We start from the raw sequence: 23,541 nt of genomic DNA, 5'->3' as shown, positions 1-23,541 counted from the left end.
GATGCCGCGTTTTTTGCTCAATAACAGTGTTCGCATGCCTGATGGGGGTGACAATGTCCTTTACTATTGCTAGGCACTAAGCAATCCAGAATTCGCGATTGATTGACCAGTTAAAGGCGTCGTTCTCCAATGCCCGATCTTCTCCTCGAACTCTTTAGCGAGGAAATTCCCGCTCGTATGCAACGTCGTGCGGCGGAGGATTTAAAATCCCTCCTCACCAATGCTCTTGTTGATGCAGGTGTGACGTATGAAGGCGCTAAAGCCTATGCCACACCGCGTCGTCTGGCATTGCACATTGCTGGCCTTCCTGCAGCATCCAAAGCAACACGTGAAGAACGCAAAGGGCCGCGCGTTGGCGCGCCCGAAAAAGCGTTGGCGGGTTTCCTTCGCGGTGCAGGTTTTTCTTCAATTGATGAAGCAGACGTCCACAATGACCCGAAAAAAGGTGATTTCTACGTCGCTGTGATTGAGAAAGCTGGCCGCAAAACTGAGGACATTGTTGCTGATGTGATGCCTGGCATCATTCGCAACTTCCCATGGCCAAAATCCCAGCGCTGGGGCTCTGGTAGCCTGCGTTGGGTACGCCCGCTGCATTCAGTTGTTTGTACCTTCGGTCCTGAGACGGAAGAGCCTGAAGTTGTGCCGTTTGAAGTTGACGGCATTGTATCTGGCAAGACCACATATGGTCACCGTTTCATGGCGCCGGATGCAATCGAAGTGCGCCGCCTTGCAGACTACATGTCCAAGCTGGAAGCCGCTAAGGTTGTTCTGGATGCAGACCGCCGTAAAGACATCATCGACACCGATGCCAAGAATGCTGCAATGGCTCTTGGCCTTGAGCTGGTTGAAGATGCAGGCCTTTTGGAAGAAGTGGCTGGCCTTAACGAATGGCCTACTGTTCTCATTGGTTCTTACGACGAAAGCTTCCTAAAGCTGCCGGACGAAGTCATTCAGCTCACGATTAAAGTGAACCAGAAAAACTTTGTGTTGCGTGATCCTGCCAACTCCAGCCTTTCCAACAAGTTTGCGCTGACAGCAAACATCGTTGCCAAAGACGGCGGTAGCACGATCATAGCCGGTAACGAGAAGGTTGTTTCCGCACGCCTTTCCGATGCGAAATTCTTCTGGGAAACTGATCTCAAAACCCAGCTGGAAAGCAACGTTTCCAAGCTTCAGAACATCGTGTTCCATGAGAAGCTGGGTACTGTTGCCGCTCGCGTTGAACGTCTGGAACGCTTGGCTGCCGAAATCGCGCCACTTGTTGGTGCTGATGTTGAGCAGACCAAACGTGCCGCTCATCTGGCAAAAGCTGATCTCGTCTCAGCAATGGTCTTTGAGTTCACTGAACTTCAGGGGCTAATGGGTCGTTACTATGCTGAAGCGCAGGGTGAAGAACCTGCTGTTGCTCAGGCGATTGAAGACCACTACAAGCCAGCAGGCGCATCCGATGATGTTCCAAGTGCACCTGTTTCCATCGCTGTTGCTCTTGCTGACAAGCTGGACATTCTTGCTGGGTTCTGGGCGATTGACGAGAAGCCAACCGGCTCTAAAGATCCATTTGCACTGCGCCGTGCTGCCCTTGGTGTGATCCGGCTCATTTTAGACAACAATTTACGCTTGCCATTGCGTGATGTACTTGTTCAAAGCCTGCGCCGTAACCTTGCTGACATTGCAGCTGCCCGTGGTGAGAGCGCCCTGTCTGACTTGCCATTCATTGGCAAGGGTGAAGCTGGCGAAAGTGTTGTTAAAGACATATTTGCCATGGTCTCCAAGGCTGCTGATGTTGTTCTGGCCAATGTTTCAGACAAGATTCCTGAGACCTCATTGGAAGTCGGTCTTATCGATGATCTGATGAGCTTCTTTGCGGAGCGTCTGAAGGTCGTCTTGAAAGACAAAGGCGTGCGTCATGATATGATTGATGCCGTACTGGCTGTTGGCGGTCAGGATGATCTACTGTTGATCGTGAAACAGGCTGAAGCTTTGACTGCTCTGCTTGGCTCTGAAGATGGAGCAAACCTTCTGGCTGGTTACAAGCGTGCTGCAAACATTTTGCGTGCGGAAGAGAAGAAAGACGGCAAAGCCTTTGAAGGCAAACCTGACGCTGCTCTGCTGGAAGAACAGGCCGAAAAAGACCTTGTCAGCGCTCTGAATGATGTTTTAATTGAGATCAAGCCACTTGTTGAAGCTGCGGATTACGGTAGTGCAATGGGTGCTTTGGCGAAACTACGCGGCCCAGTGGATGGCTTCTTTGAGAACATTCATGTGAATGCGGAAAAGGCTGAAGTTCGTGAGAACCGCCTGAAGATCCTCTCTGAAATCCGCGCAGCGGTTCATCAGGTTGCTGATTTCTCCAAAATCTCAGGTTAATCCAGCCTTATAGAAATTTTAAAGCCCGGTGCTCTTTAGAGTGGCCGGGCTTTTTGAATTCACGACGTCAGAGATTTTCATACTCAACGGCTGTTTGAGCGATTTCTTCTTTCAGCCAATCTCTAAGTTTTCTAACGCTTTGATTGCGCAGCGCACCTTCCCGACAGATGAACCAATAGAAGCGGCCAGTTGAGCAACGATGCTTGAACGGAATGACCAGTTGGCCTTGTTTCACTGCATTTGCGACCAATGTATCCCACCCCAAAAAGACACCGTGCCCGGCAATGGCCGCATCCATGCAAAGCGATGCATTTGAGAACCCGTGGCCTTTAGGCAGTTGGCTTTCCTTAAGCCCGAATGGGGCCAACCAATCGCTCCATTTATAATAGGAGTTATAATCGCGAATGACGCCTTCACTCAGTAGATCCTGCGGGTCTTTAAGGCGACTTGCGACCTCTGGAGAGCACACCGGGTAAATAAAATGCTCACAGAGACGTTCAGAATAAACATCTTCAGGCGCTCTTTTATGAACCCGCACGCAAGCATCCGCGTCAGAATGGTTGAGGTTTATCAGTTGGTCGTTGGCATCCAGCCTCAGATTGATATCCGGGTTCGCCTCCATGAAGCTTTTTAACCGCCAGACCAACCATTTTTCTGCCAGAAGCGGCGCAACTGAGAGGAACAGGCTTTCTTCTCTATCCCGATCGGCCAGCGCAACAGCTTGTGATATCTGTTTGAGGCCAAGCGATAATCCCCTGCAGATTTCCTCTCCAAGGTTTGTCAACTTTAAACCACCGGGCTCCCTCAAAAAGAGCGGACGACCCAACTGATCCTCTGTTTTGTGCAATTGCTGGCTAATGGCACCACTCGTGATACCTAGCTCTTCTGATGCGTTTTTGAGTGAGCCCAAACGGCCCACAGCTTCAACAACACGTAGGCCTGCCAGACTTACCTGACTGAGATTTTTCATCGAGTACGGTTCCGAGAAGTAATTCTAAACTGGGGTTTAGTTATTCCAGATAGCACTCTTAAAGCAAATGGCGCATTGTCGCCTCATCAAAACCAAAGGAAATGACAATGAAATCTCTTCTGATGGGCCTGCTGAATGGCAAGTCATCTCACAAACCAAAATCTACAGGTAATTCAAAACCTTATTGCGCAGACCCACTCTCTCATCCAGACTTGCGCCGCATGGACCTTCGTGAAATTGGTGATGTTTACATCAACCCAGAAAAAACACAGCCTTGACGACTGCGTTTTAATTTTTAATATGGAATGCCAATTTTTTTGTAAATAAAATGTATTAGCCAAGCAGGTCCAACCAAAAGGAACTGCACATCCTTGAAAAAGGATGGTTTTTTCCCTTCAATATGATGGCCGATAAATTGGCCAACCCATGCCATAACAAAGATTACCAGTGCAGTTTGCCAGAGCGGTATCCCAAACCCTAACTGCTGATAGGTCACATTAACCCAGACCATAACAGCAGAAAACACTGCCATACCAATCGCAAGTGTGAATGATAAAGATAGGTAATAAAGCACGCTCAGGCCCAATGCCAGCGTACACCAGTTGAGCCATGGCGAAATCTCTGCCATGCCAACAGGTGTCGGGATAGACCAAAACAGAGCCGTTACAGTCCAGAATATAACCGGCACACACACCCAATGGATTGCTTTGTTTTGATGATTTTGATGGCTTTCGCCATACTCGCCCAGCAGCCGATCAATACGACGTCCCGTCGCCTCAGAAAAGCTCATATCACCCTCCCCGTAATATAAACACCTAATCGATGCGGACAGAATGCCTTGTAGGGAATGCTATTTCAAGCTGACAAAACCTCGGCGGCCAAATTGACCCATAGCCGCCGAAGGGTTTGTTCTATCAGTGTGACGCTTAGCAAGTGCCAGCGTTTTCCTTACGGCATTGCGCATCCACTGCGGACAGAGCCGTCATATTCACGATACCGCGAGATGTTACGGATGGCGTGATAATATGTGCGGTTTTCTTTGCACCCAGCAGAATTGGGCCGACATGAAGCGCATCCGTCATCGCTTTGATAAGGTTCAACGCAATGTTAGAGGCATCCAAGGTTGGGAAAACCAACAGGTTTGCAGGGCCTGAGATATGCGCATCTGGCATATAGCGCTTCAAAATTTCTGGCTTCAACGCAGCATCACCATGCATCTCACCTTCTACTTCAAGATCAGGGATCTGCTTCCAGATCAGCTGCAAAGCATCCTGCATCTTTTTTGCCGTAGCAGACGTTCTGGAGCCAAAGTTGGAATGTGATAGCAGAGCAGCGCGCGGTGTAATACCAAAGCGTTTGATCTGTTCAGATGCCAGATGAGTGATTTCTGCAACTTCCTCGGCAGATGGACACTCCGTAACGTAGGTATCTGCGAGGAAATACGTGCCGCTGGCATTAATCAGCAAAGACAATGTTGAGAAATCTTCTACGCCATCAGCAACACCAATGATATTGGAAATATCACGCAAATGCTTGTCAAAACGCCCTTCCAAACCAGTGATAAGCGCATCTGCTTCTCCACGATGCAGAGCCAAAGCGCCAATCACAGTTGAGTTGGTACGCACCATTGTTCTGGCTGATTCCGGCGTAACACCTTTGCGCCCCACGAGCTCCACTAATGTATCAACATAAGAGCGGTAACGTGGATCATCTTCCGGATTTACGAACTCAAAGTCTTTGCCTGGACGAATGCGGAGACCGAAGCGCTCACAACGGTTTTCCAGTACTTGCGGACGACCTATGAGGATAGGAGTTGCCAGCCCCTCTTCGATCACCACCTGCGCTGCACGCAAAACGCGTTCGTCTTCGCCATCGGCATAGATAACACGCTGCTTATCGGATTTTGCCTGCGTGATGATAGGCTTCATCACCATGCCGGATCGGAACACGAAGCGGTTCAGCTTATCCATGTAGGTGTCGAAGTTTTCTATCGGCCGGGTCGCAACGCCTGTTTCCATTGCCACTTTTGCAACAGCGGGTGCAATGCGAAGGATCAGGCGATTATCAAATGGAGACGGGATCAGGTAGTTTGGACCAAACGTGTGAACCACACCGCCGTAGGCTTTGGCAACTACGTCCGTCGGCTCTTCGCGTGCGAGACCAGCGATTGCTTCAACAGCCGCCAACTTCATTTCTTCGTTGATTGTGGTCGCTCCGCAGTCCAACGCACCACGGAAAATATGGGGGAAACACAGAACGTTATTGACCTGGTTCGGGTAGTCCGAGCGACCAGTACACATTACGACATCATCACGAACAGCTAACGCATCTTCCGGCATAATTTCCGGATTCGGGTTGGCAAGAGCCATCACCAATGGGCGTTTTGCCATTTTGGCGACCATTTCCGCCTTCAGTACGCCAGCTGCGGAAAGACCAAGGAAAACGTCAGCGCCATCAATGACATCGTTCAACGTACGTTTGTCGGTCTTCTGGGCAAAAACAGATTTCCACTCATCCATGAGGCTTTCGCGGCCTTCATAAACGACGCCTTCAATATCTGTCACCCAAATATTTTCACGCTTAACACCCAAAGCAACAAGAAGGTTGAGACAAGCCAGAGCGGCGGCACCAGCACCGGAAGCAACTACCTTGATATCGCCTAGTTTTTTTCCAGCCAACTCCATGCCATTGCGCACAGCAGCTGCCACAATAATTGCAGTTCCGTGCTGGTCATCATGGAAAACTGGGATATTCATTCTTTCGCGCAGGCGCTTCTCGATCTGAAAGCACTCAGGTGCTTTAATATCTTCCAGATTGATCCCGCCGAAAGTCGGTTCAAGAACAGAAATCGCATCGACGAACTTGTCAACGTTGGTTTCATCCACCTCGATGTCGAAAACATCGATGCCTGCGAATTTTTTGAAGAGAACAGCTTTCCCTTCCATGACAGGCTTGGATGCCAGCGGACCAATCGCACCGAGACCAAGAACGGCGGTCCCGTTGGAAATCACACCAACAAGGTTTTGCCTTGCAGTGTAATCAGCTGCCTTTGACGGGTCTTTTGCAATTGCGAGACATGGCGCTGCAACACCCGGGGAGTATGCCAAAGCCAAATCTCGTTGGTTTCCGAGTGGCTTAGTAGCTTGGATCTCTAGTTTACCCGGGCGCGGATACTCGTGGTAAAAAAGGGCTTGTTCGTCGAGTTCGCCAGAGGTAGGGCGTTTTTTTTCCGTCATTTTCTATTCTTGCCTGACCTGTTTGATGAGCGGCTCGCCACCGAGAATCACCAGGATTACCGGTTCAGATGTCGCGTTTTGCAAAAACCTAGACCATCGCTTAGGAAGCTGCACCATATAAGTAAGTCTTAAAGCGTATAAATGCGCGAATTAGAATAAACAAAACCGTAGCATTTAAAATATGCCACAGAGAATGTGTACCAACTGGTAGAATTGAACAGATTGGTTCGTCTAAAATCCGAAACCCCATTGACAAAGTGAAGATAATACTTGCGCACCAAAGTGCTTTTGATGTGGTGTGATTTGTTGATCTGACCAGTATTGCGAATAGGAAAATAGCCAGAAGCGCTGGGGCGTATCCTGCCGTAGAACCAAGCAAGCCAGAGAATAACTTTGGACCAAATGCCATCGCACCCAAGAATAGAAGCGTGGAACCCCAAGCAAGCCAATAACTTGCGCGCATATACCAGCGTGTTGCGAGGAAGAAATAGGCAAGCATAAATATCGCGATGGGAATAATATCCGCGAGCATGGCCCATTGCGTCGCAAAGGTATGGAAGAGGAACGATCCAACGCCAATGACTACCAGCAAACCTATTAGAAACAAGGAAGAATAATCGTTTGCGTTGGTTTGCGTGGAACTGGTGTTTTTTGCGTTCTTCTGCGCGGTAAACCAGATTTTAAGCACAATCAACGCCGCTATGATAAACGCGGCATTGCTGAGCGCATTCAGCGGCTCAGACCAAAATACCTCCGAGGTTCTTTCGCAGTATTGGTTCAAATGCTGATTCCAATCCATAACCTCTCCAAGGTACCGGCATATGCAACGCTCTAACTTTCGTTGCGTTGAAACACCACTGTACTGTTCAACCAATGTACTCGACTAGCCCTCAGAATTTTCTGGAGCTGCGCGTTAACACTCAGCATTGGCGCGCGCGCTAAACAGGATTGCAGATATTTTTTCTGCACAAGAAATGGCAAGTCATAACATGTCGTCTTCCACATCGCATGCTTTAACCCAATCAGTGTCTGCTTGACTCGAGCCAAGACTCCAAACTCCTCTGAACGATAGGAATACACTCCCACAATCGTCCCTTGCTGCCTGGTGCGGCTCGCTCGTTCGATGAAGCCCACAGCTTCGTTTTGCCAATCTGTTTGCAGTATTGCACCCGGTTTGATGACCAGCACCCAATCTCCTCGTTTACACGCCTCCACTCCGGCGCATAATGCTGAGCCAGCATCATTGCCGCTTTCAATCCAATCCGCTCCGCTGGCATCGGCAACGATGGCGCTGTTATCTGTTGAGCCGCCATCGGCGACAACAACTTCTTTCAAGATGCCTTCTGCCGAGGCAGAGACCAGGGAAGACAATGTGTGAACCAGTAGGCGTTCACTGTCCTTTGTTGGAATAAGTGCACTAATCATTGCTAGTGTTTACACCGATTTGTAAATTTCCAAAAAGTCATGGCTTGCATATCCTCCGAAACTAAGTGATGTTCCACTTATGTTCTCAATTTAAATGGAAGTGCGTCGTTCATGTCAACTGCACTTAATCACCCATCAGATACCGTGATACCAGAAACTGATGGTATCGCTTTACCGATCAACATGACGGGCAAAGGTCGTGCTGCGCGTTCCAATAAGTCTGGGCGGTTTGAGAGCGAAACGCGCGAATTGGCGGATGATGGTTGGGGAACAATTGATGAACTTCCACCCATAAAAACTGAAGTGCAGATCGAAACCGCTCGCACTATCATAACCCGCAATACCTCCCCTGATTTGCCGTTTGATCGCTCAATTAATCCGTACCGGGGATGCGAACATGGCTGTATCTACTGCTTTGCGCGTCCAAGCCATGCGTTTATTGGGTTGTCACCGGGGTTGGACTTTGAGAGCCGCTTGTTTGCCAAGCCCAATGCAGCTGAGGTTCTGGAGCGCGAATTGGGAGCTCCCTCCTATCAAGTAAAGCCCATTGCAATTGGAACCAACACCGATCCGTATCAGCCAATTGAGCGGCAACATCAGATCATGCGGGGAATATTGGAAGTTCTGAATAAAACAGGACATCCCGTCACCATCGTCACCAAATCCGCGTTGGTGATGCGAGACATTGATATTCTGAGTGATATGGCAAAACGCAAATTGGTAAAGGTGGCAATTTCTGTAACAACGCTTGACCGGAAGATTGCGCGCAGCCTTGAACCACGGGCTTCTACACCGGCACGACGCTTGCAAACGATTAAGGCCCTATCCGATGCTGGCATTCCAACTGCGGTCCTTGCTGCGCCGATCATTCCCGGCCTAACTGACCATGAGCTGGAAGGCATTTTGGGGATCTGCAAGGAACATGGCGCCATCGAGGCGAGTTATATCCTTCTGCGATTACCCAGAGAGGTCTCAGAGCTGTTTAAGGAATGGTTGCTACGCGAAGTTCCCGGGAGTTATCGCCGCGTGTTGAGCCTTCTGAGATCTATGCGGGATGGCAAAGATTATGATGCCCAGTGGAACCAGCGGTTCAAAGGCAAAGGCCCTTATGCAGATCACCTGGCAAAGCGGTTCCAGCTTACCTGCAAGAATAAAGGATTATCACCCAGGTCATTCAGACTCTCTACCGAGCATTTCATCAAGCCAACCTGCGGCGGTGTGCAACTCTCATTACTGTAGAGGACAGCTAGAGCATAGCTTGAAACACTCGCTCCTGCGTGGCAAAGAGGGCTATGTCTCACTCAACAAATTCCCTCTTCAATATCGCTTTTCCTGATGCTCCAAACCTTGCGTTTGAACGCACTGTTGAGCAGAATCTGACTGGCAAGTTCGCTGGCATTGATGAAGCAGGCCGCGGCCCATGGGCTGGTCCTGTTGTGATCGCTGCTGCTATTCTCGACTATGACAATCTTCCTGTGGGTCTCAACGATTCCAAAAAACTAACGGAACATAAGCGGGAAGAATTGTTTGAGCAGATTTTAGACTCTGCTGAGGTGAGCATTTGCGTACAAAGTGCCAAAACCATTGACCGCATCAATATTCGCGAAGCTACATTGCAAGGCATGCGCGCTTGTGCGCGGGGTTTAACCAGCCCTGTGAAGCGGTTCTTCATTGATGGACGAGATGTGCCGCCTCACCTGCCCTATGAAGGTCAGGCCCTGATTAAAGGCGATGGGCGCTGCCTTGCCATTTCCGCCGCCTCCATCGTCGCCAAGGTCACACGGGACCGGCTGATGGTGAAAATGGATCAGCACTTCCCAGAATACGGGTTCGCCAAGCACAAGGGTTATGGCACCAAAGTACATCAAGAAGCTCTCGCGACACACGGCGTTACGCCCCTGCACCGCTGCTCTTTCCGGCCTATTCGAGAAAGGATTGAGGCTGGATAAATGTTGAGCTTAATTGAGATGCAGGCCGGATAGAGAATTTACATGCCCATTGGTACTTCAAAGATTGTAACTAAAACAGCGTTGTCCACTGCACAAGAGTTCTATGATCACTTGATTAGGAGACAAACATCCAATGCCGATGAAAACGGTCGCCTATTATACCGACGCCATGCAAGTGCTTCTTATAAGATGGTCCCGTCAGCAATCCGAGAGGGCGCTGCCATAAAACGCCAATCAAGCTCTTAGATTTTATTGGGCATGATCTGTGAAATAAATTAGACCAAGAAGACGGAATTAACTCTCACCCGCAACTCTTTTGGGCACCACAAAAGAAAAAGGCTCCCGATAGTCGGAAGCCTTTTTATGTTCTTAATGGAAGTGGCTAAGATCTGATACCTAGCGCTTTCTGCGTGTTTGACTGTTGCCAATCAAACGGAATGCGCTTTAGTTCAAGCTGGATGAAACCTGCTTGATGCTTGCGGCCATAATCTTGTCTCCGACTTCTTTATTAGCTGTGCTTGAAGTCACGATGGTTTCAGCTGCTAGAACTGCAACATCTGCAGCACGAGCACGAACCTCTGCAACCGCGTTTGTTTCAGCTTGAGCGATTTTCGCTTCAGCTGCTTTGGTGCGGCGTACAATCATTTCTTCAACAGCCGCTTTGGCTTCATCAGCCAGACGAACAGCTTCGACTTTCGCGTCAGCAATGATCTGGGTGGCTTCAGCTTCAGCTTCTTTGCGCTTGCGTTGGTACTCGGCCATAAGAGCCTGCGCTTCTTCACGCAGCTTGCGGGCGCCTTCAAGCTCTTGCTTGATATTATCCGCTTGCTGGTCAAGCATTGCACCAATCTTGCCAGGTACTTTCAGGTACCACAGCAGGACAAAGAAAAGGATGAGACCAACGAGTGCCCATAAGGTTGCATCGAACATTCTGTCACCCCTTACTTAAGTGCGGCTTCAACGGCTTTCGCCACTTCAGCTTTTGCTGGAGCGCGGCCACCGATCAGTGTCTTCACAAGCTCACCTGTTATCTCGGTAGCAATTTCGCCAACGTGAGACAGGCTTTCAGCTTTAATCCTGGAGATGCTCTGTTCAGATTCAGAAAGCTTAGCTGCCAACTGCTCTTCAGCAACTGCGCGGGCACTCTCTGATTCTGCTTTTACTTTATCACGTGCAACCAGAGCCAGAGACCCAGCCTTTTTGCGCGCTTCAGCAAGAGCACTTTCGTAGGTAGCAATGGCTTCATCTGTCTCTTGCTTGAGACGGGATGCTTCAGCCATATCACCTGCGATACGATCGCGGCGATCTTCAAGGATTCCGCCGATGCGTGGCAGAACCACCTTCGACATAACCCAGTAGAATACGCCGAACGAAATAACCAACCACAACAGCTGAGACGGGTAAGTCGTGCTGTCGAACGGAGGAAAGTTTCCGCTTTCCTCTACAATGCCGACTTCGGCAGTTGTATTCAGTTGGTTGCCTTGAGTATTCGACATCGGCTTCTCCGTGAACGCTCTTCGTAACGCTTTCTAGTCTTTAAAGACGGCCCCTATGAATAGAGACCGTCCCTAAGAAAACGCTCTAATCTCTCTGTCGATTAAACTGCGAACAGCAGAAGAAGTGCAACGAGAAGAGAGAAGATGCCGAGAGCTTCGGTCACAGCAAAGCCGAGGATAAGGCGGCCAAACTGTCCATCTGCTGCAGATGGGTTACGCAACGCGCCGGCAAGGAAGCTGCCGAAGATGTTTCCAAGACCGAGAGCTGCACCACCCATACCAAGGCAGGCGATACCGGCACCGATGTATTTTGCTGCTTCTGCTTCCATGACATGTGCTCCTAAATTAGCAATATCGTCTATGACTTTGTTTTGGGTACGAAACCCGGATTCTACGCGTTACTTAGTGGCTCGGATGGAGCGCATCTGCAAGATACATGCACGTAAGAACGGTAAAGACGTAAGCCTGAAGGAAGGCCACAAGGAACTCAAGAGCCGTGATGGCAACTGTGAGCGCCAGAGGTAAGATCGCGGATGCAATGCCGATAGCACCTGCACCTGTGAGCATTACAACGAAGCCTGCAAAAACCTTCAGTGTGATGTGACCAGCAAGCATGTTTGCGAACAAACGAACGGACAAGCTAACCGGACGGGAAAGGAAAGAGATAACTTCAATCGTGCTGACAAGCGGGATAACCAAAGCTGGAACGCCGCTAGGGACGAACAACTTAAGAAAGCCTGTACCGTGTTTGAAGAAACCGTAGATCGTTACAGTTCCGATCACCAACATCGCCAGTGCGAATGTCACGATGATCTGACTTGTAATGGTATAGAAGTATGGGAACATCCCGAGCATGTTTGCGACGAACACGAACATGAACAGGGAGAAGACGAGCGGGAAAAACCGCATACCTTCATTTCCAGCTGATCCGCGCAGTGTAGCAGCAACAAACTCATAGGACATTTCCGCCATGAGCTGCATCCGGCTAGGGATCAAGCCCCGTCTGTTGGTAGACAGAACGAGGAACAAGGTCGCCACAGCGACAGTCACAACCATGAACAAGGAAGCGTTGGTAAAGGAGAAATCAACACCGCCAATCTCCACAGGAAAGATCTTGGAGATTTGAAACTGGTGGATCGGATCGATCGCGTTGCCTGAATTTCCAGCCACAGGTAGTACCCCTGAAGTGCCAATTTACGAGCGCAAGAGCGCGATGAATTAGTTAATCCTGCTTGTCGCGTGAGTTTAAACGACGTTCAGGCTGAGCAACTTTGCCCGCTTCCCGAAGCACATTCAAAACTCCTGCTGCAAAGCCAAGCATCAGAAGAATGATCATCCCCCAAGGCTTGGTTCCGAGCCAACTATCCGCCATCCAGCCGAGTGCCCCCCCGACAAAGATAGCAGCGACAAACTCAGAAGAGATCTTCCAAGCCTGCGATAGGCCAGACAGTGCACTGGTACTCGTCTTGTTCGTTGCCTCTTTTTCAGAGGAGCGGTCCAAGTGAGTGTCCAGAGTTTTGCCTAGTTTTTCTAGTCGCTCAGACAGGTGACCTTCAGTTTCTTTCGTGTCTTTTTTACTCTGCTTATTCTCTTCGGGAGACATCTACATTCTTCCTTCATAGCAGCAGGTAGCTCAAAGACTTGAGAAGCCCCTGAAAGTCGGGGGCACCATAATGCCGGTGGTGAGGACTGTCAAGGTTAGAGCTACTTAAGCTAAACAACTGATATTTATAGGATATTTAGAGTTTCTAGCTGAGAATACGTATAAAGGATGCTTAGGAGGCCGTATTGTACCTTATTTTAGGCAGGTTCGGTGAATCGTTCTGCCCTATCTAGATCTACTGATACGAGCTGTGAGACCCCTCTTTCGGCCATGGTGACACCGAACAATCTGGACATGCGAGCCATGGTTATGGGATTATGCGTAATCACTGTAAATCTGGTTTCTGTGTTCTGCACCATGTTCTCCAGCAGGGCACAATAGCGCTCTACATTGGCATCATCGAGCGGTGCGTCAACCTCATCTAAAACACAAATTGGCGCAGGGTTTGTGAGGAAAACTGCGAAAATCAGCGCCATTGCGGTCAACGCCTGTTCGCCGCCGGACAGCAATGTCATAGTCTGCGGTTTCTTGCCGGGAGGACGTGCAAAAATCTCAAGTCCGGCATCCAGAGGGTCTTCCGCATCCACCAATTTCAGCTCTGCGGTTCCTCCTCCAAACAGGTGCGTAAAGAGGCGCTTGAAGTGATCATTTACCTGGTCAAAGGAGCTTATGAGACGCGCGCGCGCATCCTTATTCAGATTCATGATTCCTGTGCGCAACCTCTTGATAGCTTCAATTAGGTCATCTCTTTCAGCGATTAACGTGTCTCGCTGGTCGGTAATTTCTTGCATTTCTTCATCAGCACGCAGGTTTACACCACCCAAACGTTCACGCTCCGCTTTGAGCCGATCCAGTTTACGTTCAGATGCCTCAGCATCAGGCAATGGCGCGTCTGGGGATAATCCTGCCATCTCATGAAGACGGGAGACACTGACTTCCAGCGTTTCATCCACACGGCGCTCTGTGTCGGTCCGGCGCTGTTTTGCTGCCTCTAACCGCTCTTCTGCACGAATCTTTCGTTCACGGGCTCCGGACAAGCCTTCCATCGCCTCTTTGGCTTTCTGGTCTGCGAGAAGCTGCCTGCGTTCTCCTTCAACCAGCTTATCATCTGCTGCTTTGCGTGCATCTTCTGCAATTGACAGGCTGCTGAGGAGATCTTGCCGTTTCAACTCATTCTCTTCCGGCGCTTCCAGTAGAATCATGCGCTCTTGTGCTGCGTCATCACGGCGCTGGCGAAGGACCGCGATCTGCTTGTCCGCATTTTGAGCTCGTTGGGCCCAGTTCTGCCGGTCTTTCTCAATGGTCTCCAGACGGAGAGCTCTAAGCTCCCCTTCCCGCTTCAAGGCATCGGTCGCGCCCTTCGCCTCGGCGAGTTTGTTTCTCGTGTTGGCAACTTCTTTTGCTGCGTTTTCCAGATCAGCCGTCATACCGGCACTATCCGGCAGCTCCTCTACAGCACTTTCCGCTTCTTCCAATGACGCCGAAGTCTCTTCGAAGTCCTCATTAGCTCTGCGAAGTTGCTCTTCCAGTGTTGTCTTGCGAACAGACAGTTCTGTAATCGCTCGCTCGGCTGTTGCCAGCTCTTCGCGCAACGTCACAAGACGGGATTGTTCTCGGCGGAGTTTTTGCCGAGTGTCCTGCTCTCTAACTTCTGCCTGTCGCCGTTGCTCCGTCGCGGTTTCGAGAGCTTCTTTCTTCTCTTCCACGAGTTCGCGGGTTTGCTCCAGGAGATCGTCGAGCTCAACGAGACGGTTGCGCTGTGCCAACCGTTGAGCAGCCGGTGTTGGCGCTTCGGCAGCTACAATAAGCCCATCCCAACGCCATAGGTCCCCTTGCCTGCTGACCAGACGTTGGCCTACTTGCAACTGACTGACGAGTTTTGGACCGTCTTCCGCTTCAACCAGCGCAATCTGAGAAAGGCGGCGTGCCAATTCTTTTGGCGCTTGCACATAGTCGGCTAATGAGGACGTGCCTTCAGGAAGCGCGGGATCAGTGGTCTTCTTCTCGCTCAGGCTCCAATGCGCCGGGGCGCTGTCTTCCATGGCCACATCGAGGTCTTCCCCCAGAGCCGCGCCAAGCGCTGTCTCCAGACCGGGATTAACGCTCATGCGGTCAACAGCGGGTGTCCAATCAGCACTTTGGCCTGCGGAGAGAACAGCTTGGAGGGTTTTCGCCTCGGTCTCATATCTGGAGAGAGCAGAATGCGCTTCATTAAGTGGAGTACGGCCTTGGTTTTCAAGGTCACGAGCGGTGCTGAGCGTTTCTTCCGCCTGAACTGCGGTTTCTTCAGCCTCCGCCAACTCCTCCAGAGCTATTTCAAGCTCATCACGTTTATCGCTCGGACCGCTTGCCGATTTGATGTCAGCATCAACAGCTTCCAGTTGCCCTTTGAAGCGATCTGCTTCTTCTTTAAAACGAGCGCTTTTCTGCCTGATGCTTGAGATTTGATTTTCGAGCTGCGTATGCTTTGCGAGGAGGCCTGCATGATCCTGCGTGATCCGCGAATGCTTCATCTCACTGGCATCGAGGTTGTCTTCTACGATCAGGACCAGCTCTTCTGCCTCGGCGGTGCGCTCATCCATGGTCTCTGCGGTTTCAATAAGTTCCTGCTTCTCAGTTGCCAACTCTTCCAGATGAGATGCGTTTTCGCCTGAGAGCTGAGCTTCACGCTCAATGTCTTGCTCCATCTGCGCCAAACGTGCCTGAAGATCTGTCAGTTTTTCTTTTACGCGACGATCTTCAGAATCCAAGTCGTTCCGGGTAATAATCAGATGCTGGAGTGAGACAGCAGCACCCGCGGCAGCTTGGCGGAGTTTTGGAGTTTCGTAGGCTGCGAGGGCTTGTTCTTTGGCGGTGGAGGCTTGCAAACCAGCGACATCGCGCATCCCGATTTCAGCTTCAGCATACTGTTTGCGCGCCGCGTCCAACAGCTGGGTGGCTTCCTTCCAACGCAAATACAGTATGATGGCCTCAGCCTTGCGAATTTCCGAGGACAGGTTGCGGTATCGCGTTGCCTGTTTTGCTTGTCGTTTCAAGCCATCCAATTGGCCCTCAATCTGCAAAACCACATCTTCCAACCGCTCAAGGTTGGTTTCAGCTGCTCGCAACCGGATTTCGGCTTCCTTGCGGCGACTGTGGAGACCGGAGATGCCGGCGGCTTCCTCCAAAATTTTTCGGCGAGAGGTTGGTTTGGATGAAATCAACTCGCCGATTTGCCCCTGACGGACCATTGCCGGGGAGCGTGCGCCTGTGGATGCGTCCGCAAACAGGAGCTGAACATCTCGGGCGCGGGCATCCTTACCATTAATCTTATAGGCAGAGCCCGCTTCACGCTCGATGCGACGTGTCACTTCCAACACATCACCATCATTATAACCGGAGGGCGCTGTGCGATCTGAATTATCGAGAAAAAGTGTAACTTCTGCGGTGTTTCTGGCGGGACGGTTTAGGCTGCCAGAGAATATGACATCATCCATACCGGAGGCGCGCATGTTCTTATAGGAGCTTTCTCCCATAACCCAACGCAGTGCTTCAACGAGATTGGATTTGCCGCAGCCATTGGGGCCGACGATGCCAGTGAGGCCATTGTCAAAAATGAACTCCATAGGCTCAACAAAAGATTTGAACCCAAGGACACGGAGGCGCTGAAACTTCATAGAGCAGCACCCCCTTGTCTCAAAGCATGTAAGCGTAGGTACGCACACAACTCTGTAGGCAGGTCATTCAGCCCAATGGGCTGCCTGTCGCTCTTACAGATTTTTGTCCACGTACGTGCTGAACTCCTCAAGAGAGAGTGCTCCGCTCACTTTTTCACCGTTGATAAAGAACGTTGGTGTTGAATCTACGCCCAGCTTCTCTGAACCGTGATCACGAACCTTAGTTACTCCGTCTAGTATTTCCTGATTCGTCAAGCAAGCCTTTACACCTTCTTCAGTTAAACCTAGCTGCTTGCCCAGATTCAGCAGGGCGTTGTATGGATCTTTGGTAAAGGCCCAGTTGCGCTGCTCCTTGAACATCAAGCCCATAACATCGAAGTATTTGTCTTCTGGCGCACAGCGTGCAAGCATAAAGCCAGCGGCAGCAACCGTATCAAACGGGAACTCGCGGAAGATAAAACGGACTTTGCCGGTATCGATGTACTTTGTCTTCAGCTCTTTGAATGTGGTGTTGTGGAAGTTCGCGCAGTGGCCACATGTTAAAGATGCATACTCAATAATAGTTACAGGTGCATCAGCCTTGCCGAGCACTTTTTCGCCAAGCGGGCCAACCTTGTTTAGGTCTGCCTCAGAATAGGATTGAGCAGAAGCAACTGTAGGCATGGCTACAAATGCGAGAGAGGCAGCTGTCAAAGCGCTTGAGCGCTCAAGAAACTTACGGCGAGAGAGTGTCACGTTTGTCTATCCCAAGTTTGTATAGGTGTTGCACTAAATACTGACCCAGCGCGTTAACACGCAGCTATCTTCAATCAGAAGCTCAGCGCGAGTATAAACCAGCGTATCCAAGAGTTTTTGATCACAAGCTGGTGAACAAGACATTTTATTAGCCCTTCCCACAACTCGTTCTCAATCAGCTCCTATTTGTCAGGAAGTTATGGCAATTACTTGTCAGAAGCTACTGATATCCTGAGTACAAATATTAAATTTTGGTAAGATGGCGCAAAGTCACCTTCTTGCTCTGACATACACCTGCAAGTCCGCGCAGGCGCACCTTTCATCCCTGTTCGGGAGGTGCCACTTTTGCAATGGACGCCTTCAAATGTAACTGCGCTAAAATTTCACCGCGAAAACATACCCACAAAATATATACATGGAAAACAATAATAATTCCCCCCGCAGTTTTGTTTTTGCCTCATTATTGAGTTATTAAAGATTTACTCAACTCGATACGAATATATACGGATACATCATGCTTCGCTTGACTACACTTATGCTACTCAGTCTCTCACTGGTTGCGTGCCAAGCCTCAGTATCTGAAGATTTCGTTGAAGCTATACCTTCGACTACTCAAAAATCGTCGATTGAACCTATCGAGGTTGCAGCAACACCTACGCTTATCTACACAGGAACGACTGACCTGAGCGCCCTTACCTCAACCAAATGGATTGTGAGTGAGGGGAGCGGAAACACCTCTGCACCGTGCCATGTTAAATTCAGCCGGATACCAAAAGGTGGCATTGAAGCGGCAGCACCCTCTATCACCAATAGTTTCCCTATCGGTCAGGCGGCTACGAGCGGTTGCAGCAATGAAGAATTGAAGACTGTGACTGGCTGGGCGGTCAATGGGGACACCATTGAGCTACGCAACGCTGAAGAAACCACAACGGCGTATCTTCTCATGGAACGGCCTGATTTGCTGCTGGGGTATACCGCAAAAGGGTACGACTTGGTCGTTAGCCAGTAGTCTTATTCATTCAGGTTGAGAAATGAGATGATATTAGGCAGCGCCCGCAGGTGTGCGGGCAACGATGTTCTTGCCAAGCTTTTCCAGCGCACTCTTCAACCGCTCATCAGACACATTTGCCACCTTCTGCTCAATTCTGCGATTTTCGATTTCAGAAAGTGGGCGCAGAGGCTTAGGTGTGGTCTTTTTGGTTTTGAGAATGGGGCGCTGAACAACTTTGATGCGCGCTATTGCATTCCAGCCAAGGAAGGCGTTTATTCTGTCGCGCAGCTGCGGTGCCTCATGGGTGAAGAACAAAGCAGACGGGCCATCAGCATGGACAAGAAGTGTCGCAGGTTCCGCGACTTGTTCTCCATCAGAACTTTTCGTTCTGGGCCAAACGAGCCTACCGGGCTGGACTTTTCCGTGGTACTGCTTGCCAACAAGCTCCGGCCATGCGGCAAGAAGATCTGCGCTTGCAAATCCACGCTTTCTGGCGACAGGGTGCATCATCTTACCGACCAGCTCGTTAAGCTGACGACTAGATCTTTTTGGAACCCGATTTTGAGCAGTTGCTTTCATCGTCCTCACCACGCCATGAGATTAAGGCACTCATATGTCCATTGCTTTATACTAGTTTTAAATCAGTCCCATTTTTCGCGGTACCATGAATTACCAAGGGCTCCCTAATTATTTGGGGAGCAAAACCAAGGTTAACCCACATAGCCATGCACGATAGTCTTCTTCTTCTTTACTGGTATGACAGAAATTCTCGCGCTCTACCATGGAGAACGGCACCGAGTGATATACTTTCCGGTGTAAAACCAGACCCTTACCATGTCTGGATCTCTGAAATTATGCTCCAGCAGACAACTGTTGCTGCTGTAAAGAGTTACTTCAAACTCTTCGTAAACAGCTGGCCAACACTTGCTGATATGGCCAATGCTGAGGAGGAGGACATCCTAAAAGCATGGGCTGGGCTTGGTTATTATTCCCGTGCAAGAAATCTGTATAAGTGTGCACAATATGTCCAACTTCATCATAATGGTCGTTTTCCTGAGGATGAAAAGCGTCTTTTGGAGCTTCCCGGCATTGGTCCTTACACCGCAGCAGCGATAACAACGATCGCATTTGGCCACCACGCAGCGGTGGTTGACGGCAATGTGGAGCGGGTCCTTTCTCGCCGCCACGCCCTGCTGACAGAACTGCCTGCGCTGAAGGGCGAAGTAAAACCGTTGATGAGTGAAGTAACGCCCGTAGACCGGCCCGGTGACTTTGCGCAGGCCATGATGGATCTGGGTGCTACAATCTGCACGCCAAAATCTCCTGCCTGTGGCATTTGCCCCTGGATGGAAATTTGCGAAGGCCGCAAACAAGGCATTGCAGATACGCTTCCACGTAAAGCCCCAAAGAAGACCAAGCCAACACGCAAGGGCATGGCGTTTTTGCTGGTTGATGATGCAGGCCGCCTTCTGCTTCGCAAGCGGGCGGATAAAGGCCTGTTGGCTGGCATGAGCGAACCAATCACCACCCACTGGACTGAAGGCGGCGAAATGGAAGCGCTTGATCTGGCCCCTCTTCAGGAGGACTGGGCACGCATGGAAAAGGACGTGAAGCATACGTTCACGCATTTTCATCTGGAGATGAGCGTATGGCAGGCCAAAGCGCCAGCAGGATATTCCGCACCTGATGGATATTGGTGGTCTTCTCCTGATGAACTGGATGGAGAGGCGTTGCCGACAGTGATGAAAAAAGCACTCAAGGTTGGCGGGTTGTTATAGGCCAAAGAAAAAGCCGGGTCAGTGCCCGGCTTCCTTTTATTGGAATGCAGTCTCTGCAAAGCTTCTGAGCTTTCGAGAGTGGAGACGCTCCAGAGGCATCTCCCTCAGAATTTCCATAGTCTTTACGCCAATCTCTAGGTGTTGATTGACCTGCGTCCGGTAAAAATCCGTTGCCATGCCCGGCAGTTTCAACTCACCATGAAGTGGCTTATCTGAGACACACAGCAGCGTTCCATAGGGAACACGGAACCGGAAGCCATTGGCCGCGATGGTTGCAGATTCCATATCCAGTGCAATTGCTCGCGATTGTGAGAGGCGCTGCACCGGTTCGCGGTGATCCCTAAGTTCCCAGTTGCGGTTATCAATGGAGGCAACTGTTCCAGTTCGCATCACCCGCTTCAGATCATATCCGCTGTAACCTGTGGTCTGTTCTACAGCATTTTCCAGTGCCACCTGCACTTCTGCCAGTGGCGGAATTGGAACCCAAGTCGGTAGATCGGCATCCAACACTTTATCCTCACGCACATAACCATGTGCCAGAACATAATCACCCAGTTGCTGGCTGCTGCGCAGGCCTGCACAGTGACCAAGCATGAGCCAAGCATGCGGACGAAGAACCGCGACATGATCCGTGATGGTTTTTGCGTTGGACGGCCCAACCCCAATGTTGACCATGGTGATGCCGGAGTTATCCGCGCGCAACAGGTGATAAGCAGGCATCTGCGGCAAGCGTGGCAGAACATTGCCTTCACTCGGCTCGGTATCGCCTGCGTAGGTGACCAGATTGCCCGGCTCAACAAAGGCCACATAGCCGCTGTCTGGATCTGCGATCAGATCCTTGGCCATCTGCGCAAAGCCATCAATATAAAACTGATAGTTTGTGAAGAGTACGAAGTTCTGGAAATACCGAGGTGCAGTTGCAGTGTAGTGCTGCAAACGATGTAGTGAGTAGTCAACGCGCGGTGCCGTGAATGGTGCCAGTGGCTCGATACCGTCTTCTGACTGGTATGTGCCGTTTGAGATCGCATCATCCATAACCGCGAGGTCTGGTACATCAAACACATCGCGCAGTGGACGTTCTTCACTGGAAGGGATTGCACCTTCAACGTGCGCACCATCATAGAATGCAAAGTGGAGCGGGATTGGCTGATCACTTTCAGCTACCACAATTTCCAATCCATGATTGCGGATCAGAAGATCAATCTGCTGCTCAAGATAAGTCCGAAACAGATCTGGACGGGTGATTGTTGTTTTGTATTTGCCCGGTCTTGCAACAAAACCGAAGGACAAGCGCGTGTCCACGCGAATATGGCTGGAGACTTCAAAACGCAGTTCTGGATAAAAGGCCCTTACCCGGTTTTCCGGCATTCTTTCCTGTGCGGCGGACTTAAAACTCTCGCGCAAAAACTGTGTTGCCCGATCAAACAGATAGATCAGGTGCTCCACGGCTTCGCTGGCATCAGAAAAAGATTGGGCAGGAAGTGGCTTAGGCGTACGGATGGAACGGCTTTCCATCACAACGTCGCTATCGGATATAGTCGACACGTTCGATTTCTCCTCTTTCGTGTCACTATATATCTGAGGGATGATCACGACAGGGTCAAGACACGAGATCACAAAACTGATTTATTTTTTGATGATTGAGGATTTTTTCAAAATATCGAAAGCTGATTCCTACACATGTATCCATGAGAAAGAACTACTTATTTTCACGTAGCTCCATCAAACTGTAGTCTACTCATGCCAGTTTGCACCCACCACAATTTGGAGCTCTCATGACTATTTCGAAAATAATTTCCCTCGGCTTCGTCGCCTCTCTTGCTTCTTTGGGGGCAGCTGATGCTGCTCAACTCGGACCGCGTCCGGCCTATTTGGTGGAGCAGATGCAGGAGGGACCTTTGAAGGAGAAACTTCGCGCCTGTATTTCCAATGATGCGAAGAGTACCAGTTTCACAATTTCACATCGCGGCGCTCCGCTTCAGTTTCCTGAGCACACGTTAGAAGGCTATCAGGCTGCGGCTGTGATGGGCGCTGGCGTGCAGGAATGTGATGTGACTTTCACCAAGGACAAAGAACTTGTGTGCCGGCATTCGCAAAATGACCTTGCCACCACAACCAATATCCTTGCCACTGATCTTGCCGATACATGCACCAAGCCTTTTACGCCTGCTCAAAATGGAGAAAAGGCCGCCGCTGAGTGCAGGACCTCCGAGATTACCCTTGCACAATTCCAAGAGCTTTCGGGAAAAATGGATGCGGCCAATACATCAGCCGAGACAGTTGCTGAGTTTATAGATGGCACAGCACCTTGGCGGACAGACCTTTATGCTGCCACTGGCGGCACGTTGATGACCCATGCTCAAACCATTGAGTTGTTCAAATCACAGGGCGTTAAATTTACGCCTGAGCTGAAACAACCAAGTGTTGAGATGCCATATGATGGCTTTTCTCAGGAGAATTACGCTCAGAAGATGATTGATGAGTACAAAACTGCTGGTGTTCCAGCTTCTGACGTGTACCCGCAATCCTTCATTCTGGATGACATCCTCTACTGGATTAAGAATGAGCCTGAGTTTGGCAAACAGGCGGTCTTGCTGGATGGACGTTATAGGATGCAGGGCTTTGACACTTCTGATCCATCTACATTCAAACCATCAATGGCTGATCTGAAAGCCATGGGTGTGAACTACATCTCCCCGCCTCTTTGGATGCTTGTTACACTTAAAGACGGCAAGATCGTTCCATCTGCCTACGCAAACTCAGCGAATGAAGCAGGGTTGAAGATCTTTACATGGACGCTGGAACGCTCCGGGCCACTCACTCAGAACAAAGGCGGATGGTATTACAAAGGCATCAATGATGCTGTGACCAATGAGGGTGCTGTTTATGAGCTTCTGGATGTGCTTGCGCAGGATGTGAAGGTTAGCGGCGTCTTTTCTGACTGGCCAGCAACGGTAACCTTCTACGCAAATTGCATGGGCTTGAATTAAGCAAAGCAAATCATTCATGACAATCAAAAGGGCGGGCCATTCAGGTGCGCCCTTTTTTCGTTTTGCCTACCCTACTGACAAAGTGATTTGCCCGATGTTTTCACTTCACGTTTACCTTAATTGGTTTTTCAGAGTCAAAAGGTTGACTCTTTTAAAAAAAACTTTGTGCCGATATTCTCGCCACATTAACGCCTCATAAACACATACCCCAAGGGAATCCGCCATTGAATATTAACCGGCCTTAACTTAAGTGCCAAAATCCGAATCTGTAAATAAAGCGTTGATTCCAAAAGAATAAAAGATATTCACAATTAACCTCTGGTTTACCATATCCGGTAACCATAG

21 protein-coding genes are annotated in these 23,541 nt (G+C 50.0%); 7 read left to right on the top strand and 14 right to left on the bottom strand.

All coding sequences use genetic code 11. The annotated features are described in order from the left end of the window. Nucleotides 1-129: 129 nt before the first annotated feature. Nucleotides 130-2,367 carry a glycine--tRNA ligase subunit beta gene (glyS, locus tag BLS62_RS07290; RefSeq protein ID WP_093178780.1) on the top strand — a complete coding sequence of 746 codons (2,238 nt, stop codon included), beginning with the start codon at nucleotides 130-132 and terminating at the stop codon, nucleotides 2,365-2,367. A gap of 67 nt (nucleotides 2,368-2,434) precedes the next feature. Here the strand turns inward: glyS and BLS62_RS07285 are convergent, their stop codons facing one another. After that, nucleotides 2,435-3,337 (bottom strand): LysR substrate-binding domain-containing protein, encoded by a 903-nt coding sequence (locus BLS62_RS07285; RefSeq protein ID WP_093178777.1) that lies wholly within the window; start codon nucleotides 3,335-3,337, stop codon nucleotides 2,435-2,437. Nucleotides 3,338-3,444: 107 nt separating this feature from the next. On the opposite strand from BLS62_RS07285, the gene BLS62_RS31340 reads away from it, so the two are divergent. Then, nucleotides 3,445-3,615, top strand: coding sequence for a hypothetical protein (locus BLS62_RS31340; protein ID WP_200798624.1), 171 nt, complete (start codon nucleotides 3,445-3,447; stop codon nucleotides 3,613-3,615). A 17-nt stretch (nucleotides 3,616-3,632) separates the two neighbouring features. Here the strand turns inward: BLS62_RS31340 and BLS62_RS07280 are convergent, their stop codons facing one another. The 4 genes from BLS62_RS07280 to BLS62_RS07265 form a co-directional block, all read right to left on the bottom strand. Further along, nucleotides 3,633-4,127 carry an Mpo1 family 2-hydroxy fatty acid dioxygenase gene (locus BLS62_RS07280; protein WP_093178774.1) on the bottom strand — a complete coding sequence of 165 codons (495 nt, stop codon included), beginning with the start codon at nucleotides 4,125-4,127 and terminating at the stop codon, nucleotides 3,633-3,635. Between the two features lie 136 nt (nucleotides 4,128-4,263). Next, on the bottom strand, nucleotides 4,264-6,573 hold the full coding sequence (locus tag BLS62_RS07275; protein WP_093178771.1) for an NADP-dependent malic enzyme: 2,310 nt from the start codon (nucleotides 6,571-6,573) through the stop codon (nucleotides 4,264-4,266). 100 nt (nucleotides 6,574-6,673) lie between these two features. After that, entirely contained in the window at nucleotides 6,674-7,372 is a 699-nt protein-coding gene (locus tag BLS62_RS07270; RefSeq protein ID WP_093178768.1) for a ceramidase domain-containing protein, read from the bottom strand. Nucleotides 7,373-7,404: 32 nt separating this feature from the next. After that, on the bottom strand, nucleotides 7,405-7,998 hold the full coding sequence (locus tag BLS62_RS07265; RefSeq protein WP_093178765.1) for a glycosyltransferase family 2 protein: 594 nt from the start codon (nucleotides 7,996-7,998) through the stop codon (nucleotides 7,405-7,407). A 183-nt stretch (nucleotides 7,999-8,181) separates the two neighbouring features. Between BLS62_RS07265 and BLS62_RS07260 the strand changes: the two genes are divergently transcribed. Next, on the top strand, nucleotides 8,182-9,237 hold the full coding sequence (locus tag BLS62_RS07260) for a PA0069 family radical SAM protein (RefSeq protein ID WP_244283627.1): 1,056 nt from the start codon (nucleotides 8,182-8,184) through the stop codon (nucleotides 9,235-9,237). 53 nt (nucleotides 9,238-9,290) lie between these two features. Next, nucleotides 9,291-9,947, top strand: coding sequence for a ribonuclease HII (locus BLS62_RS07255; RefSeq protein WP_093178759.1), 657 nt, complete (start codon nucleotides 9,291-9,293; stop codon nucleotides 9,945-9,947). Between the two features lie 444 nt (nucleotides 9,948-10,391). Here the strand turns inward: BLS62_RS07255 and BLS62_RS07250 are convergent, their stop codons facing one another. The 7 genes from BLS62_RS07250 to BLS62_RS07220 form a co-directional block, all read right to left on the bottom strand. After that, a complete protein-coding gene (locus BLS62_RS07250) occupies nucleotides 10,392-10,877 on the bottom strand; it encodes a F0F1 ATP synthase subunit B family protein (protein ID WP_093178756.1) in 486 nt (161 codons plus the stop codon). Between the two features lie 11 nt (nucleotides 10,878-10,888). Then, the gene (locus BLS62_RS07245) at nucleotides 10,889-11,443 is read right to left on the bottom strand and encodes a F0F1 ATP synthase subunit B (RefSeq protein WP_093178753.1); all 555 of its coding nucleotides are present in this window, start codon (nucleotides 11,441-11,443) and stop codon (nucleotides 10,889-10,891) included. 101 nt (nucleotides 11,444-11,544) lie between these two features. Further along, nucleotides 11,545-11,772, bottom strand: coding sequence for a F0F1 ATP synthase subunit C (locus BLS62_RS07240; protein WP_093178751.1), 228 nt, complete (start codon nucleotides 11,770-11,772; stop codon nucleotides 11,545-11,547). Between the two features lie 73 nt (nucleotides 11,773-11,845). Then, a complete protein-coding gene (locus tag BLS62_RS07235) occupies nucleotides 11,846-12,613 on the bottom strand; it encodes a F0F1 ATP synthase subunit A (protein WP_093178748.1) in 768 nt (255 codons plus the stop codon). 52 nt (nucleotides 12,614-12,665) lie between these two features. Further along, nucleotides 12,666-13,046, bottom strand: coding sequence for an AtpZ/AtpI family protein (locus BLS62_RS07230; protein ID WP_093178745.1), 381 nt, complete (start codon nucleotides 13,044-13,046; stop codon nucleotides 12,666-12,668). Nucleotides 13,047-13,243: 197 nt separating this feature from the next. Next, entirely contained in the window at nucleotides 13,244-16,702 is a 3,459-nt protein-coding gene (smc, locus tag BLS62_RS07225) for a chromosome segregation protein SMC (protein WP_093178742.1), read from the bottom strand. 93 nt (nucleotides 16,703-16,795) lie between these two features. After that, on the bottom strand, nucleotides 16,796-17,437 hold the full coding sequence (locus tag BLS62_RS07220; RefSeq protein ID WP_093178739.1) for a DsbA family protein: 642 nt from the start codon (nucleotides 17,435-17,437) through the stop codon (nucleotides 16,796-16,798). A 514-nt stretch (nucleotides 17,438-17,951) separates the two neighbouring features. On the opposite strand from BLS62_RS07220, the gene BLS62_RS07215 reads away from it, so the two are divergent. Then, nucleotides 17,952-18,446, top strand: a complete 495-nt coding sequence (locus tag BLS62_RS07215) for a hypothetical protein (protein ID WP_093178736.1) — start codon at nucleotides 17,952-17,954, stop codon at nucleotides 18,444-18,446. A gap of 33 nt (nucleotides 18,447-18,479) precedes the next feature. Here BLS62_RS07215 and BLS62_RS07210 read toward each other — a convergent pair whose 3' ends face one another. Further along, nucleotides 18,480-19,007: a DUF721 domain-containing protein gene (locus tag BLS62_RS07210; RefSeq protein ID WP_208990727.1), complete on the bottom strand. Its 528-nt coding sequence runs from the start codon at nucleotides 19,005-19,007 to the stop codon at nucleotides 18,480-18,482. A 146-nt stretch (nucleotides 19,008-19,153) separates the two neighbouring features. On the opposite strand from BLS62_RS07210, the gene mutY reads away from it, so the two are divergent. Continuing rightward, nucleotides 19,154-20,206: an A/G-specific adenine glycosylase gene (gene mutY / locus BLS62_RS07205; RefSeq protein WP_093178733.1), complete on the top strand. Its 1,053-nt coding sequence runs from the start codon at nucleotides 19,154-19,156 to the stop codon at nucleotides 20,204-20,206. Nucleotides 20,207-20,242: 36 nt separating this feature from the next. Here mutY and BLS62_RS07200 read toward each other — a convergent pair whose 3' ends face one another. Next, a complete protein-coding gene (locus tag BLS62_RS07200; RefSeq protein ID WP_093178730.1) occupies nucleotides 20,243-21,721 on the bottom strand; it encodes an AMP nucleosidase in 1,479 nt (492 codons plus the stop codon). Between the two features lie 260 nt (nucleotides 21,722-21,981). Between BLS62_RS07200 and BLS62_RS07195 the strand changes: the two genes are divergently transcribed. Continuing rightward, nucleotides 21,982-23,196, top strand: coding sequence for a glycerophosphodiester phosphodiesterase family protein (locus BLS62_RS07195; RefSeq protein WP_093178727.1), 1,215 nt, complete (start codon nucleotides 21,982-21,984; stop codon nucleotides 23,194-23,196). The last annotated feature ends 345 nt before the right edge of the window (nucleotides 23,197-23,541 follow it).

It is taken from the genome of Pseudovibrio sp. Tun.PSC04-5.I4, assembly GCF_900104145.1.
Taxonomy (GTDB): domain Bacteria; phylum Pseudomonadota; class Alphaproteobacteria; order Rhizobiales; family Stappiaceae; genus Pseudovibrio.
The sequence above is the reverse complement of the archived record's forward strand: the minus strand, read 5'-3'. Positions and strand labels throughout refer to the sequence as shown.

Excerpts from the sequence above, each read along its gene's own strand:
- smc (WP_093178742.1), bottom strand. The coding sequence starts at position 16,702 with ATGAAGTTTCAGCGCCTCCGTGTCCTTGGGTTCAAATCTTTTGTTGAG.
- BLS62_RS07200 (WP_093178730.1), bottom strand. The coding sequence starts at position 21,721 with ATGGAAAGCCGTTCCATCCGTACGCCTAAGCCACTTCCTGCCCAATCT.
- BLS62_RS07250 (WP_093178756.1), bottom strand. The coding sequence starts at position 10,877 with ATGTTCGATGCAACCTTATGGGCACTCGTTGGTCTCATCCTTTTCTTT.
- BLS62_RS07255 (WP_093178759.1), top strand. The coding sequence starts at position 9,291 with ATGTCTCACTCAACAAATTCCCTCTTCAATATCGCTTTTCCTGATGCT.
- mutY (WP_093178733.1), top strand. The coding sequence starts at position 19,154 with ATGCACGATAGTCTTCTTCTTCTTTACTGGTATGACAGAAATTCTCGC.
- BLS62_RS07215 (WP_093178736.1), top strand. The coding sequence starts at position 17,952 with ATGCTTCGCTTGACTACACTTATGCTACTCAGTCTCTCACTGGTTGCG.
- BLS62_RS07245 (WP_093178753.1), bottom strand. The coding sequence starts at position 11,443 with ATGTCGAATACTCAAGGCAACCAACTGAATACAACTGCCGAAGTCGGC.
- BLS62_RS07195 (WP_093178727.1), top strand. The coding sequence starts at position 21,982 with ATGACTATTTCGAAAATAATTTCCCTCGGCTTCGTCGCCTCTCTTGCT.
- BLS62_RS31340 (WP_200798624.1), top strand. The coding sequence starts at position 3,445 with ATGAAATCTCTTCTGATGGGCCTGCTGAATGGCAAGTCATCTCACAAA.
- BLS62_RS07230 (WP_093178745.1), bottom strand. The coding sequence starts at position 13,046 with ATGTCTCCCGAAGAGAATAAGCAGAGTAAAAAAGACACGAAAGAAACT.
- BLS62_RS07260 (WP_244283627.1), top strand. The coding sequence starts at position 8,182 with ATGACGGGCAAAGGTCGTGCTGCGCGTTCCAATAAGTCTGGGCGGTTT.
- glyS (WP_093178780.1), top strand. The coding sequence starts at position 130 with ATGCCCGATCTTCTCCTCGAACTCTTTAGCGAGGAAATTCCCGCTCGT.
- BLS62_RS07265 (WP_093178765.1), bottom strand. The coding sequence starts at position 7,998 with ATGATTAGTGCACTTATTCCAACAAAGGACAGTGAACGCCTACTGGTT.
- BLS62_RS07285 (WP_093178777.1), bottom strand. The coding sequence starts at position 3,337 with ATGAAAAATCTCAGTCAGGTAAGTCTGGCAGGCCTACGTGTTGTTGAA.
- BLS62_RS07240 (WP_093178751.1), bottom strand. The coding sequence starts at position 11,772 with ATGGAAGCAGAAGCAGCAAAATACATCGGTGCCGGTATCGCCTGCCTT.
- BLS62_RS07275 (WP_093178771.1), bottom strand. The coding sequence starts at position 6,573 with ATGACGGAAAAAAAACGCCCTACCTCTGGCGAACTCGACGAACAAGCC.
- BLS62_RS07280 (WP_093178774.1), bottom strand. The coding sequence starts at position 4,127 with ATGAGCTTTTCTGAGGCGACGGGACGTCGTATTGATCGGCTGCTGGGC.
- BLS62_RS07210 (WP_208990727.1), bottom strand. The coding sequence starts at position 19,007 with ATGAAAGCAACTGCTCAAAATCGGGTTCCAAAAAGATCTAGTCGTCAG.
- BLS62_RS07270 (WP_093178768.1), bottom strand. The coding sequence starts at position 7,372 with ATGGATTGGAATCAGCATTTGAACCAATACTGCGAAAGAACCTCGGAG.